The following is a 13,118-nucleotide window of genomic DNA, read 5'->3' as shown; positions in this document are numbered from 1 at the left end:
AAGTCGACGCTGACGTTGTCGAGGGCCACGACGCGGGTCTCCCCGTCCCCGTAGACCTTGTTGAGGCCGGTGGCGCGGGCGGCCGCCAGGCCGGTCCGGACGGCGGTTGCGGTCGACGTGGTCACGGGGGTGCTCCTTGGTGGTCGCGGGCTGCGGGAGACGCGCTGGGCGCCTGGACGGCCGGGCCGCCAGGGGCGCCCGGCCGTACCTCCATGCTCCGCCGCGTGATCATGAGTTCTCGTCGCTCCGCCGGACGGTTGGCCTGACCACCGCTGGGCGTACGGCCAGGTGACGCCCTCCTCCTGGGGTATGACGCCGACCCTGAGCGCCGGGCGGTGGCCGGAACTCATGCACTTCGTGGCCGAATTGCGGACTGTTCGTCAGATCGCAAGGAAACATGACAACTTCCCTGGCTGGGAACATGCGAAAGGGTGAGCCGGGCGACTAGGCTCTGGGGTGGCCCGCACCGGGGGTGGAGCGCTTCTTCTCCGGCCGATGGAGGGGTCCGTCCTCAGGACGCCCGGATGGTGGAACGCAGACACGGGCAGCTTAAAACTGCTTGGCCGCGAGGCCGTGCCGGTTCGAGTCCGGCTCCGGGCACCGCTCGACTCGCGGGGGCGCCGACGGCGTCCCCGCCGGGAGTCGATCAGTGATCCTCCTCGCGGCGTATCCCGATATTTTTGCCAAGCCATTACCCTGGTGGCTGGGCGGTGCAGTGCCGCCACGGAGGGAATGTGCAATGAGAAGCAGCAACCCGGTCTTCTCGCGGGAGGGGTCCTTCACCCGCGAGCCCGGCTACGCGGGGTTCGGTACCACCACGCAGGCCGGGGGCCAGTACGGCAACAACCCCTACGCGGGGACCCCTTACGCCCAGCAGCCCCAGGCGCAGGGCCCGATGACCGACGAGCAGCTGTACGAGATGTACAACGGTCCGTCGGCCGGCCCCGCCGCCACCGGGCGGATGACGCTCGACGACGTGGTCGCGCGCACGGCCATGACGCTGCTGACCCTGGTCGCCGGCGGTGCGGTGGCCTGGTTCGCGCTGCCGTTCGAGAACTACGGCTACGCCGCCGGCGCCTCGATCGTCGCCTTCGTCGTCTACCTGGTCATCGCCTTCAAGCGCAGTGTCAGCCCGCCGCTGATCCTGACCTACGCGGCGCTCCAGGGCTTCGCGCTCGGTGCCGTCTCACACGTCTTCAACACCGTGCTGAACGGCATCGTGCTCCAGGCGGTGCTGGGTACGGCGGCGGTCTTCGCGGCGATGCTGTTCGCCTACAAGAGCGGCAGGATCCGGGTCACCGCGCGCTACCAGCGGATCGGCATCGCGATCGCCATCGGCTTCGTGCTGCTGATGCTGGTCAACATGGTCGCGATGGCGTTCGGCGCCGACATGGGCCTGCGCTCGGGCCCGCTGGGCATCGTGGTCGGCCTGGTCGGCATCGCCCTGGGCGCGTTCTTCCTGTCGCTGGACTTCGCGGCGGTCGAGGAGGCCATCGCCCAGGGCGCGCCGCAGCGCGAGTCCTGGCGGGCCGCCTTCGGGCTGACCCTGTCGCTGGTCTGGATCTACATGGAGATGCTGCGCCTGATCGCGATCCTGCGCGGCGACGACTAACCGCGTTCCCGCCGTACCACTGCCGCCGGGCCCCCGGAGCGAAACGCTCCGGGGGCCCGGCGGCGTTTAGGCTCCCTGTCATGCATGACGTACAGCTCCTGGTCGAAGCCGTCGACTCCTTGGCGGATCGTTTCCGCTCGCTGCCGCAGAGCAAACTGCTGGGCGCCGTGCCCGGGTACGAGTCCCGGGCGGGGGCCGTGCTGGCGCTGGCCCGGCGGCTGGCCGAACTGGCGCTGGCGGCGGAGGGCGGGCCGGAGCGGGAGTTCCCGGACGCCGGGGCCTTCGCGGCGGGGGACCAACTGGCCGTCGCCGGGCACGACCTGGCGGCCGCGCTGGCGGCGCTGTCGGAGGGCGACGCGGTCGCCCTGCCGGGCGGGCCGGTGGCGGCCGCGGAGGTGCTCGCCGGGGCGCTGGCCGCGGTGCGGGAGACGGCGGCGCTCTGCCGATAGACGTCCGGACACGCCGAAGGCCGGCCGGGTCGGTAACCCCTTGACCCGGCCGGCCTTCGGCGTGCTGCGCCGTGTGTGCGGTGCTGCCGCGCTGCTGGGGCGGCGTCAGATGCTGGCGACCACCCGGTCGGCGAGGACGTAGACGGCCTCCTCGTCGGTGGAGAAGGTCAGCGAGTACGAGCCGGAGAAGCGCGAGCCGCCGAGCAGCCGGACGTGCTCACCGGCACGGACCGCGTCGATCAGCCGGTAGGCGGCCTCCCGGTCGCCCGGGGCCACGCAGAGCGTGGTGCCGTCGGCGAAGGCGTACACGTCCAGGGTGCCCAGCGGGCCCGGGCGGACGTCGATCAGGGCGACGGCCTCGTCGGCGAGGGTGGCCAGCCGGGTGTCGGTCCACTCGCGGGACGGCGCCTGGCTGGGCACGAAGTCGGGGTGGGAGGGGTGGCGGCGCGGGTCGGGCGCGGCGACCGGGGCGTCCTCGACGGCCTGGTCGGCGTCCAGCAGCCCGGCCTCCAGGCCGGTGGCCAGCAGGTCGGCCTCGCGGCGGGCGCGGGCGTCCCCGGTGGGCTCGGCGGAGCCGGAGGCAGCGGAGCCGGAGGCAGCGGAGGAGGTGCCGGCGGAGGAGGTGCCGGCGCCCTGGCCGGGGAACGGCGACGAGCCGCCCTCGGGCCCGGGCTCGGCGGGACCCTCGTTGATCAGGTCCTCCAGCGCGGAGCGCAGCGCCTCGCCGAACTCCGGGTCCATGGTGCCGGCGTTGTCGACGGCGTCCTGCGGGCCGGTGGGGCGGGGGAAGAACAGCGGCCACTCGTCGGTGCTGGCGAACGGGCCGGTGTACGGGGAGTCGAACAGTGGCGCGTCCTCGGCCGCGCGGGCCTCCTGCTCGGCCCAGAACGCCCGGGCCTCGGTGATCTCCCGCTCGCGGTCGGCGGCGAGTGCCTCGGTGACGGCCTGGCGTATCGCGGCCTGGTCCACCGGGACGGGTGCGGCCTGGGCCGCGGCCTGCGCGTCCAGCCGGCGGGAGAGTCCCCGGAGGCGGAGCAGCACGGCGGTCGACACGGTGATCAGGATCAGCAGCAGGATGGTGTAGACGGCGCTCACGGAACGTACTCCTAGCGAGGAGTGGAACGGGGTTACGTGTCCACACTGCCGCATCCGGGGCTGTTGCCGCAGTGGCGAATGTCTAATTTGTGGGGGACTTTCGCTCTTGTCCCCAAATTGTTAGGTAACACCGTTCTACGCAGTGGAGTTGATCCGCTCCGCAGTGTCGATTTCCGAGCCGAAAACGAGCGAAAAGAGGGCCGGATCGACCTCGCGATGTGATCCGGCCCTCAATTACTCACGGTCACTCCAAACGGGTGGTCCAGACCCTTTCGGGGTGGCCCGGCGGGTCAGCTGAGGCGCTCGATCACCATCGCCATGCCCTGGCCGCCGCCGACGCACATGGTCTCCAGACCGAACTGCTTGTCGTGCCACTGCAGGGAGTTGATCAGGGTGGTGGTGATCCGGGCGCCGGTCATGCCGAACGGGTGGCCGACGGCGATCGCGCCGCCGTTGACGTTCAGCTTGTCCAGGTCGATGCCGAGATCCCGGTAGGACGGGATCACCTGGGCGGCGAAGGCCTCGTTGATCTCGACCAGGTCGATGTCGTCGATGGTCAGGCCGGCCCGCCGCAGCGCCTGCCGGGAGGCCTCGACCGGGCCGTAGCCCATGATCTCGGGGGAGAGCGCGCTGACGCCGGTGGAGACCACCCGGGCGAGCGGGGTGATGCCCAGCTCCCGGGCCTTGGTGTCGGACATGATGACCAGCGCGGCGGCGCCGTCGTTCAGCGGGCAGCAGTTACCGGCGGTCACGGTGCCGTCCGGCCGGAACACCGGCTTCAGGCCGGAGACGCCCTCCAGCGTGACGCCGGCGCGCGGGCCGTCGTCCTTGCTCACCACGGTGCCGTCCGGGAGCGTCACCGGGGTGATCTCGCGCTCCCAGAAGCCGGCCTTGATGGCGGCCTCGGCGAGGTTCTGCGAGCGGACGCCGAACTCGTCCTGCTCGGCGCGGGTGATCCCCTTGAGCGCGGCCAGGTTCTCGGCGGTCTGGCCCATCGCGATGTAGGCGTCCGGCAGCAGGCCGTCCTCGCGCGGGTCGTGCCACTCCCCGCCGCCCTCCTCGGCGCGCTTGGCGGTGCGGGCCTGGGCCTCGTCGAAGACCGGGTTCGTGGTGCCCGGCATGCCGTCCGAGGTCCCGTTCACGCTGCGCGAGACGGTCTCCACGCCGGCCGAGAGGAAGACGTCGCCCTCGCCGGCCCTGATCGCGTGCAGTGCCATCCGCGTGGTCTGCAGCGAGGACGAGCAGTAGCGGGTGATGGTGGCGCCGGGCAGGTAGTCCATGCCCATCTGGACGGCCACGATGCGGGCCAGGTTGTGGCCCTGCTCGCCGCCGGGCAGGCCGCAGCCGAGCATCAGGTCGTCGATCTCGCGCGGGTCGAGCTGCGGGACCTTGGCCAGGGCGGCCTGGATGACGTGGGCGGTCAGGTCGTCGGGGCGGACGTCCTTGAGCGACCCCTTGAAGGCCCGGCCGATCGGCGAACGGGTGGCGCTGACGATGACGGCTTCGGGCATGGCGGGCTCCTCGCTGGGTGACGGCGGACTGGCGTCCGGGAGGAAAGTTACCGCCTGGTAGATCAGGCGTCACCCGTCCCGGCGTGTGAGCTGGCCGACGTGTCGCCGGCCTCTGGAACGGCTCCTTCCCTGGCCTCCTCGGGCGCCCACGAGCCGGGCAGCCCGACCCGCAGCCGGTGGCGCAGCAACGCCCAGCGGCGGCCGGCGCCCTCCGCCTCGACGGCCGCGACCTCGGTGCCCGAACGCCCGGCCGCGGCGGCGGCGGCCATCGCCACCGGCAGCACCGTCCCGCCCGGCACGGGTGCGGCCGGGCGCTCCTCCTCCGGCCAGAGGCCGAGCGCGGCGCACACCGAGGGCAGCACGGCCATCGCGGCCGTCGCGTAGCCCTGGGCGGACGGGTGGTAGCGGTCGGCGGCGAACATCTCCGGGCGCGCCGCGAACTCCGGGCCCAGCAGCGAGCCCAGCGAGACCGTCCGGCCGCCGGCCTCCACGACCGCGATGGTCTGCGCTGCCGCCAGCTGCCGGCTCAGCCGGCGGGCCACCCAGCGCAGCGGCGGGCGCACCGGCTTGATCGTCCCGAGGTCCGGGCAGGTGCCGACCACCACCTCGCAGCCGTTCGCCCGCAGCGCCGCGACCGCCTCGCCGAGCTGGCGGACGGCCAGCTGGGCCGGGCTGTGCCGGGTCACGTCGTTGGCGCCGATCATGAGCACGGCGACGTCCGGGTGGTGCGGCAGCGCCTGCTCCAGCTGGCCCGAGAGGTGGGCGGAACGGCCGCCGGTGCGGGCCACGTTGACCAGCCGGACCGGGCGTTCGGCGACCGAGGCCAGGCCCGCGGCCAGCAGCGCGCCCGGGGTCTCCCGGGCCCGCAGCACACCGAGGCCGGCGCCGGTGGAGTCACCGAGGACGGCCAGCACCAGCGGCGGCTGCGTGGCGGCGGAGCTGTCGGCGAAGGCCTCGCCGTAGACGCCGTCGGCCTTGGGCGGATCGCCCTCCAGCACGCCGATGGCCTGGATCGCCAGCTTGCTCTCGGTGAGCAGCACGCCCACCAGGCCCACGCCCAGCAGGCCGAGCCCGCCGCCGCCGTACGCCGCCGCGGTGGCGATCCGGCGGGCCACCCGGGCCCGCGAGTCCTGTGCCCCTGGCATCCGATGCCCCCTTCGCGTCCTCGTGCCGCCCCCTCCGGGGCCATGGCGATGCCTGCACCCCCCTCCTACCCGCGCGGGGGCCGGGGCTACCTGCGGGGCTGGGCCATTGGGGGAGGAGGGCGGGTGGGGGGCCGCCGTGCGGGGCCGCGGCGGGGTGAGGGGCGGGTGGGGCGGAAGGGCGGGCTGGGGCGGGCGGCACGGCCTAGGCTTTGCAGTACCGAAAGCACTCGCATGCCCACTACCGGGAGGACCCCCGTGCGGTACCACAACTCGATCATCGACCTCGTCGGCAACACGCCGCTGGTCAAGCTGAACAAGGTCACCGAGGGCATCAGCGCGACAGTGCTGGCGAAGGTCGAGTACTTCAACCCCGGCGGTTCGGTGAAGGACCGCATCGCGATGCGCATGATCGAGGCCGCCGAGGCCTCGGGCGCCCTGAAGCCGGGCGGCACCATCGTCGAGCCGACCTCCGGCAACACCGGCGTCGGCCTGGCGATCGTGGCCCAGCAGAAGGGCTACAAGTGCATCTTCGTCTGTCCGGACAAGGTGTCCACCGACAAGATCAACACCCTGCGCGCGTACGGCGCCGAGGTGGTCGTCTGTCCCACCGCCGTGGCCCCCGAGCACCCGGACTCGTACTACAACGTCTCCGACCGGCTCGTCCGGGAGACCCCGAACGCCTGGAAGCCGGACCAGTACTCCAACCCGGACAACCCGGCCTCGCACTACCACTCCACCGGTCCGGAGCTGTGGGAGCAGACCGAGGGCCGGATCACCCACTTCGTGGCGGGCGTCGGCACCGGCGGCACCATCTCCGGCACCGGCAACTACCTGAAGGAGGTCTCGGGCGGCAAGGTCAAGGTGATCGGCGCCGACCCGGAGGGCTCGGTCTACTCGGGCGGCACCGGCCGGCCGTACCTGGTCGAGGGCGTGGGTGAGGACTTCTGGCCGACCGCCTACGACCGTGACGTCGCCGACGGCATCGTCGCCGTCTCCGACAAGGACTCCTTCCAGATGACCCGCCGTCTGGCCAAGGAGGAGGGCCTGCTGGTCGGCGGCTCCTGCGGCATGGCCGTGGTGGCCGCGCTGGAGGTGGCCAAGGGCCTGGGCCCGGACGACGTCGTGGTGGTGCTGCTGCCGGACGGCGGCCGCGGCTACCTGTCCAAGATCTTCAACGACGACTGGATGGCCGACTACGGCTTCCTGCCCTCGGCCACCGACGAGGCGCACATCGGCGAGGTGCTGGCCCGCAAGGACGCCATCGAGCACGAGGGCATCCCGCAGTTCGTCCACATGCACCCGAACGAGACGGTCGCCGAGGCGGTCCGGGTGCTGCGCGAGTACGGCGTCTCGCAGATGCCGGTGGTCTCCCCGGGTGCCGGGCACCCGGACATCATGGCCGGCGAGGTGATCGGCTCGGTGGCGGAGAAGCTGCTGCTGGAGGGCGTCTTCGCGAAGGAGATCGAGCTGACCGACACGCTGGACCGGGTGATGTCCAAGCCGCTGCCGGTCGTCGGTGCGGGCGAGACGGTCACCAACCTGATGACCGTGCTGGAGAAGGCCGACGCCGCGGTGGTGCTGGTGGAGGGCAAGCCGCAGGGCATCGTCACCCGCCAGGACCTGCTGGGCTTCCTCGCCGGCCGCGCCGCGCACTGACCCGTCGGCCCCGGTCCTGACCGGTCCTGACCGGTCCTGACCGGTCCTGACCGGCCCGACCCCGTCACCGGCTCCGGTCGGCGGGGCGGCCGAGGTTTCGTCCACGTTTTGCCCGCGGTTCGCCCACGGGCGAAGTGGTACACCGGCGTCACCTGCCCGCAGCACGCGGTTAACAACGGTCCGGCATCGTGGTGGTCAACGGCGAGACGCCGAGCGAGACGACGGCAACCGTCCGGGAGCGGCTCCCCGGCGGACGCGGTCGGCTCCGGACACGTCGGGCGGTCCTGACCCGGCCCGCCGCGTCCGCCCTCCGACCCGGCAACGGGGGAGAGGGGCCTCCGCGGGAGGCGCCGTCGTCCCGCCCCTGCCCGGCTGAGGCCGGTCGACAGGGTGCGGCGGCTCCCGCGGCACCGCGCGCCGCACGGCGCGTCTCCGCGGTTCCCGGGTGGGGGAACCGAGGCGGAGAACGGCAGGGCCGGTCCTTCTCCGAGGGACCGGCCCTTCCCGTACGCTCACACGCATGACCAGCACTGAAACCACCCAGGACGAGCCGCGCTACGTCCGGCTCAAGATCGAGCTCATCGCGGAGATCACCGACGAGGGCGCGCTCAAGGCGGCCGCCCTGAAGCAGGTGACCGAGGACGAGTACCTCGACGACGACGAGCGCGCCCAGTCCGTCGACGCCATCGAGGTGGACCCGTCGGGTTCGCTCGCCCACTTCATCGACCCGGTGGCGCTGCTCGGCGACGTGCCGGGTGTCGAGCTGGCCTCGGCGACCTGGGAGTCGGCGCAGACCGAGTTCGACCCCGAGAACGAGGGGTGGGACGAGTACGTGGTGGACGAGTCCGCCGAGTAGCGGCCTCGTCCCGCCTGCTCGTCACCGCTCGTGAACGCCCGGTCTGCCCCGCAGGCCGGGCGTTTTTTCCCTGTTCACCGGGAAGTTGGGTCATCTCATACGATCGCTTACCCTTCGGAGGTGGAACCGTGCACGGGCGGATTGCGTTTCTGTATCCGTAAATGCCCGGGATGATCAGCAGGGAGACGCGACGTGACGGCACGGGACGGTCAGGGGCGGGCAGGCGGAGGCAACTGGAGCCGGCGCGGAGTGCTCGCGGGCCTGATCGGGGCGCCGGTCCTGCTGCTCGCGGCCTGCAACGACACCAAGAGCGCCGACGCCAACGGCTCGGGCGGCTCGGGCGGTTCGGGCGGCTCCGGCGGAACCCCCGGCGCCGGCAGCGGCTCCGGCGGGACCAGCAGCGCGCCGAAGACCTCGACCGCCGTCATCACCGTCACTCCTGCGGACGGTGCCGCCTCCGCCAGCTTCAGCGAGCCGGTCACGGTCACCGTCAGCAACGGCACCCTGGGCACCGTCAAGGTCACCGACTCCACGGGCAAGGAGCTGGCCGGCCAGCTCGCCTCCGACGGCGCCAGCTGGACCTCGGCCGCCGCCCCCGCCAGCGGCACCAAGTACACCGTGGCCGCCACCGCCGTCGACAAGGACAAGCTGGAGGCGGACGCCAACGCCACCTTCACCACGGCCACCCCGGCCAACACCTTCGTCGGCTACTTCACGCCCGAGGACGGCTCGGTCGTCGGCGTCGGCATGCCCGTCTCGATCACCTTCAGCAAGCCGATCACCGACCGCAAGGCCGTCCAGCAGGCGATCACCGTGATAGCCGAGCCGGGCGTCGAGATCGTCGGGCACTGGTTCTCCAGCACCCGCCTCGACTTCCGGCCGCAGGAGTACTGGGCCAAGGGCACCAAGGTCACCCTCAAGCTCCGGCTCAAGGACGTCGAGGGCGCCAAGGGCGTCTACGGCACCCAGTCCAAGGACGTCCGCTTCACCATCGGCCGCGCCCAGACCAGCGTCGCCGACCTCGGGGCCAAGAAGCTCACCGTCACCACCGACGGCCAGGTCAGCGCCGTCTACAAGATCTCCGGCGGGTCGCCCGAGCACCGCACCTGGGGCGGCAAGATGGTGATCTCCGAGCAGTTCCAGCAGACCCGGATGAACTCGCAGACCGTCAACCTCGGCAGCGAGTACGACATCGCCGACGTGCCGCACGCCCAGCGACTCACCACCTCGGGCACCTTCATCCACGGCAACTACTGGTCCTCGTCGTCGATCTTCGGCGGCCAGAACACCAGTCACGGCTGCATCGGCCTCCAGGACGCCAAGGGCGCGCAGGACGGCAGCACGGACGGCTACAAGTTCTACAAGAGCTCCATGGTCGGCGACGTCGTCGAGGTCACGAACTCCGGTGACAAGACGGTCGCGCCGGACAACGGCCTGAACGGCTGGAACCTCGGCTGGGCCGCCTGGAAGGCCGGCAGCGCGGTCTGACGCCGGGAGCCGCCGGTCGGCGCCCCGACCGGCGGGCGGTCACCTCGGGTGGCCGGCCCGCCGGAACGGTCACGGACGGTCAGCCCTGCGTGCGGGCCACGCCGATCGGGCAGGAGGCGCCGGTGCCGCCGAGGCCGCAGTAGCCGTTCGGGTTCTTGGCGTCGGACAGGTACTGCTGGTGGTACGGCTCGGCCGGGTAGAACGGGCCCGCGGGGGCGATCTCGGTGGTGATCGGACCGTAGCCGAGCGCGGTCAGGGCCGGCTGGAAGGCGTCCCGGGCGGCGGCCGCGGCGGCGGCCTGGGCGGGGGAGTGGGTGTAGACGGCGGAGCGGTACTGGCTGCCGACGTCGTTGCCCTGGCGGTTGCCCTGGGTCGGGTCGTGCGCCTCCCAGAAGGTCTTCAGCAGCCGCTCGTACGAGATCACCGAGGGGTCGAACACCACCCGGACCGCCTCGGTGTGCCCGGTCAGCCCGCTGCACACCTCCTCGTACGTCGGGTGGGGGGTGTAGCCGCCCTGGTAGCCGACCAGCGTCGTCCAGACGCCGGGCAGGCGCCAGAACGTCCGCTCGGCGCCCCAGAAGCAGCCCAGCCCGAAGTCGGCCACCTCCAGGCCGTCCGGGTACGGCCCGGTGAGCGGGTGGCCGAGCACGGTGTGCGGCTCGCGCAGCGCGAAGCCCGGCGACTCCCGGCCGGGCAGCGCCTGGTCGGCGGGAACGAGCGAGGTCTTGTGGCGGTTGAACAGCACGGCCTGCTCCTGCGGGGTAGGGAGGGTTGCGCAGGATTCAACGCGGCGGGGCGCCCCCGGATTCCGGCGCCGCCAGGATTCCGCCGCGGCCCCGGTTCGCAGCCGGCCCGGTTCACGGCGGGCTGGGACGTTCCGGAGGGCGCCGGGCCGTACGGCCACTAGGCTCGACCCATGACCGAGCACCAGCTTCCCCAGGGCTTCGAGACCCTCGCCATCCACGCGGGTCAGGAAGCAGACCCCCAGACCGGGGCCGTCGTCACGCCGATCTACCAGGTGTCCACCTACAAGCAGGACGGGGTGGGCGGCCTGCGGGGCGGCTACGAGTACAGCCGCAGCGCCAACCCGACCCGCACCGCGCTGGAGGAGTGCCTCGCGGCGCTGGAGGGCGGCGCCCGCGGCCTCGCCTTCGCCTCCGGCCTGGCCGCCGAGGACACCCTGCTGCGCACCATCCTCAAGCCGGGCGACCACATCGTGATCCCCAACGACGCCTACGGCGGCACCTTCCGGCTGTTCGCCAAGGTGCTGACCCGCTGGGGCGTCGAGTTCTCCGTCGCCAACACCCAGGACCTGGCCACCGTCCGGGCCGCGCTGCGCCCCAACACCCGCGCGGTCTGGGTGGAGACCCCGTCCAACCCGCTGCTGGGCATCACCGACCTCGCCGCGCTCGCCGAGGTCGCGCACGGCGCCGGCGCGCTGCTGGTGGTCGACAACACCTTCGCCAGCCCGTACCTGCAGCAGCCGATCGCGCTCGGCGCGGACGCGGTCGTGCACTCCACCACCAAGTACATGGGCGGCCACTCGGACGTGGTCGGCGGTGCGCTGGTGCTGGCCGACGCGAGCCTGGGCGAGGAGGTGGCGTACCACCAGAACGCGATGGGCGCCGTCTCCGGGCCGTTCGACGCCTGGCTGGTGCTGCGCGGCATCAAGACGCTGGGCGTCCGGATGGACCGGCACAGCGCCAACGCGGAGAAGGTCGCCGAGCTGCTGGCGAGCCACCCGAAGGTCAGCCAGGTGCTGTACCCGGGCCTGCCCGAGCACCCCGGCCACGAGATCGCCGCCAAGCAGATGAAGGCCTTCGGCGGCATGGTCTCGTTCCGGGTCCAGGGCGGCGAGGAGGCGGCGGTCGAGGTCTGCAACCGCGCGCAGCTGTTCACCCTCGGCGAGTCGCTCGGCGGCGTGGAGTCGCTGATCGAGCACCCGGGCCGGATGACCCACGCCTCGGTGGCCGGTTCGGCGCTGGAGGTGCCCGCCGACCTGGTGCGCGTCTCGGTCGGCATCGAGTCGATCGACGACCTGCTCGCCGACCTCAAGCAGGCGCTGGGCTAGGACGCGTTCGGAGGCCCGGATCCTGTTGGGGGTCCCCGGCCTCGGTGAGCCCGCGGGGGACCGCGATGGTCACCTGACGCGCTGTCGACGCACCCGGCCGGAGGAGCCCCTGCGGGCTCCTCCGGCCGGGTGCGTCGCGTCATGCCCTCACGGGCTCGCGCCGGAGCGCTCCTTCAGGAGCGCTTCCAGGGGCCGGGCGACGCGGAGGTGCAGTCCTCGTTCGGACCGGACTCACCGCGCACCAGGTCCCAGAGGTTCCATCCGCCCCACACGGTCCACGAGTCCGCCGAGGCCCATGAGTGCGGCGGGTGCGGGGGGCGCGGACACGGCTTCGGCGGGCACTTCTTGTCCTCGACCGTGATCGTCACGCACGGGCAGTCCGCGGTCAGTTCGACCGTGGTCACCGCGGTCTGGGGCAGTTCGTAGCCGGGAGGTGCCGAGACCTCCTGCCAGTAGTAGGTGCCGAACGGAAGGTTGTCCGCGGAGCAGACGCCGTCCGCCCCGGTGGTGCAGGGGGAGCCGACGGGGGTGTCGGGGTTGGTTCCGGTGGTTTGGAGGCCGGGGACGCCGTTGGTCTCGTGCCAGAGCTGGAAGGTGGCGCCGGTCAGTGGCTGTCCGGTGGCGGAGTCGACCTTGGTGACCGTGGTGGAGCCGGTCGGAGTGGTGGTCTTGGTGTCCTGGACGGTGACGGGGATGCTCTGTCCGTCGGTGTCGAGGACCACGGTCGTCACCGCGGGCTTCGGCAGGTCGTAGCCGGGAGGAGCGGCGGTCTCCTGCCAGTAGTAGGTGCCCAGCGGGAGGCCGCTCGCGGTGCAGAGGCCGTTGGCTCCGGTGGTGCAGGGGGAGCCGACGGCGGTGTCGGGGTTGGTTCCGGTGGTTTGGAGGCCGGGGACGCCGTTGGTCTCGTGCCAGAGCTGGAAGGTCGCGCCGGCCAGAGGCTGCCCGGTGGCGGAGTCGACCTTGGTGACCGTGGTGGAGCCGGTCGGGGCGATGGTCTTGGTGTCCTGGACGGTGATCGGGACGTTCTGTCCGTTGGTGTCGAGGACGACGGTGGTGACGTTGAGTTCCGGCAGGTCGTAGCCGTTGGGTGCCGATACTTCTTGCCAGTAGTAGGTGCCGAGGGGGAGGCCGCTCGCGGTGCAGAGGCCGTTGGCTCCGGTGGTGCAGGGGGAGCCGACGGGGGTGTCGGGGTTGGTTCCGGTGGTTTGGAGGCCGGGGACGCCGTTGGTCTCGTG

11 protein-coding genes and 1 tRNA gene are annotated in these 13,118 nt (G+C 72.3%); 7 read left to right on the top strand and 5 right to left on the bottom strand.

Going from position 1 to position 13,118, the window contains the following annotated elements:
* The first annotated feature begins 518 nt into the window (after positions 1–518).
* From ACFVTF_RS27065 to ACFVTF_RS27055, 3 genes are all read left to right on the top strand, one after another.
* Positions 519–600: transfer RNA gene (locus tag ACFVTF_RS27065), tRNA-Leu, on the top strand.
* Positions 601–739: 139 nt separating this feature from the next.
* A complete protein-coding gene (locus ACFVTF_RS27060; protein ID WP_387817045.1) occupies positions 740–1,612 on the top strand; it encodes a Bax inhibitor-1/YccA family protein in 873 nt (290 codons plus the stop codon).
* An 80-nt stretch (positions 1,613–1,692) separates the two neighbouring features.
* The gene (locus ACFVTF_RS27055; protein ID WP_387817044.1) at positions 1,693–2,061 is read left to right on the top strand and encodes a hypothetical protein; all 369 of its coding nucleotides are present in this window, start codon (positions 1,693–1,695) and stop codon (positions 2,059–2,061) included.
* Positions 2,062–2,166: 105 nt separating this feature from the next.
* On the opposite strand, the gene ACFVTF_RS27050 is transcribed toward ACFVTF_RS27055, so the two are convergent.
* The 3 genes from ACFVTF_RS27050 to ACFVTF_RS27040 all read right to left on the bottom strand — a co-directional run bounded on the left by ACFVTF_RS27050 (position 2,167) and on the right by ACFVTF_RS27040 (position 5,812).
* On the bottom strand, positions 2,167–3,156 hold the full coding sequence (locus tag ACFVTF_RS27050; RefSeq protein ID WP_387817043.1) for a hypothetical protein: 990 nt from the start codon (positions 3,154–3,156) through the stop codon (positions 2,167–2,169).
* A 290-nt stretch (positions 3,157–3,446) separates the two neighbouring features.
* Complete coding sequence (locus tag ACFVTF_RS27045; protein WP_063348024.1) at positions 3,447–4,667, bottom strand: acetyl-CoA C-acetyltransferase; 1,221 nt, start codon at positions 4,665–4,667, stop codon at positions 3,447–3,449.
* A gap of 62 nt (positions 4,668–4,729) precedes the next feature.
* Positions 4,730–5,812 carry an SGNH/GDSL hydrolase family protein gene (locus tag ACFVTF_RS27040; RefSeq protein ID WP_387817041.1) on the bottom strand — a complete coding sequence of 361 codons (1,083 nt, stop codon included), beginning with the start codon at positions 5,810–5,812 and terminating at the stop codon, positions 4,730–4,732.
* Between the two features lie 255 nt (positions 5,813–6,067).
* Between ACFVTF_RS27040 and ACFVTF_RS27035 the strand changes: the two genes are divergently transcribed.
* From ACFVTF_RS27035 to ACFVTF_RS27025, 3 genes are all read left to right on the top strand, one after another.
* Positions 6,068–7,468, top strand: coding sequence for a cystathionine beta-synthase (locus ACFVTF_RS27035; RefSeq protein ID WP_350880017.1), 1,401 nt, complete (start codon positions 6,068–6,070; stop codon positions 7,466–7,468).
* A gap of 520 nt (positions 7,469–7,988) precedes the next feature.
* The gene (locus ACFVTF_RS27030; protein WP_063348021.1) at positions 7,989–8,324 is read left to right on the top strand and encodes a hypothetical protein; all 336 of its coding nucleotides are present in this window, start codon (positions 7,989–7,991) and stop codon (positions 8,322–8,324) included.
* Between the two features lie 192 nt (positions 8,325–8,516).
* A complete protein-coding gene (locus ACFVTF_RS27025) occupies positions 8,517–9,812 on the top strand; it encodes an Ig-like domain-containing protein (protein ID WP_387817040.1) in 1,296 nt (431 codons plus the stop codon).
* Positions 9,813–9,891: 79 nt separating this feature from the next.
* On the opposite strand, the gene msrA is transcribed toward ACFVTF_RS27025, so the two are convergent.
* Positions 9,892–10,557, bottom strand: a complete 666-nt coding sequence (msrA, locus tag ACFVTF_RS27020; protein ID WP_387817039.1) for a peptide-methionine (S)-S-oxide reductase MsrA — start codon at positions 10,555–10,557, stop codon at positions 9,892–9,894.
* A 171-nt stretch (positions 10,558–10,728) separates the two neighbouring features.
* Between msrA and ACFVTF_RS27015 the strand changes: the two genes are divergently transcribed.
* A complete protein-coding gene (locus ACFVTF_RS27015; protein ID WP_063348017.1) occupies positions 10,729–11,883 on the top strand; it encodes a cystathionine gamma-synthase in 1,155 nt (384 codons plus the stop codon).
* 173 nt (positions 11,884–12,056) lie between these two features.
* Here ACFVTF_RS27015 and ACFVTF_RS27010 read toward each other — a convergent pair.
* Positions 12,057–13,118: collagen binding domain-containing protein (locus ACFVTF_RS27010; protein ID WP_387817038.1), on the bottom strand; the 1,062-nt coding region annotated here is incomplete at its 5' end.

The organism is Kitasatospora sp. NPDC057940 (assembly GCF_042887425.1).
GTDB lineage: Bacteria > Actinomycetota > Actinomycetes > Streptomycetales > Streptomycetaceae > Kitasatospora.
The sequence above is the reverse complement of the archived record's forward strand: the minus strand, read 5'-3'. Positions and strand labels throughout refer to the sequence as shown.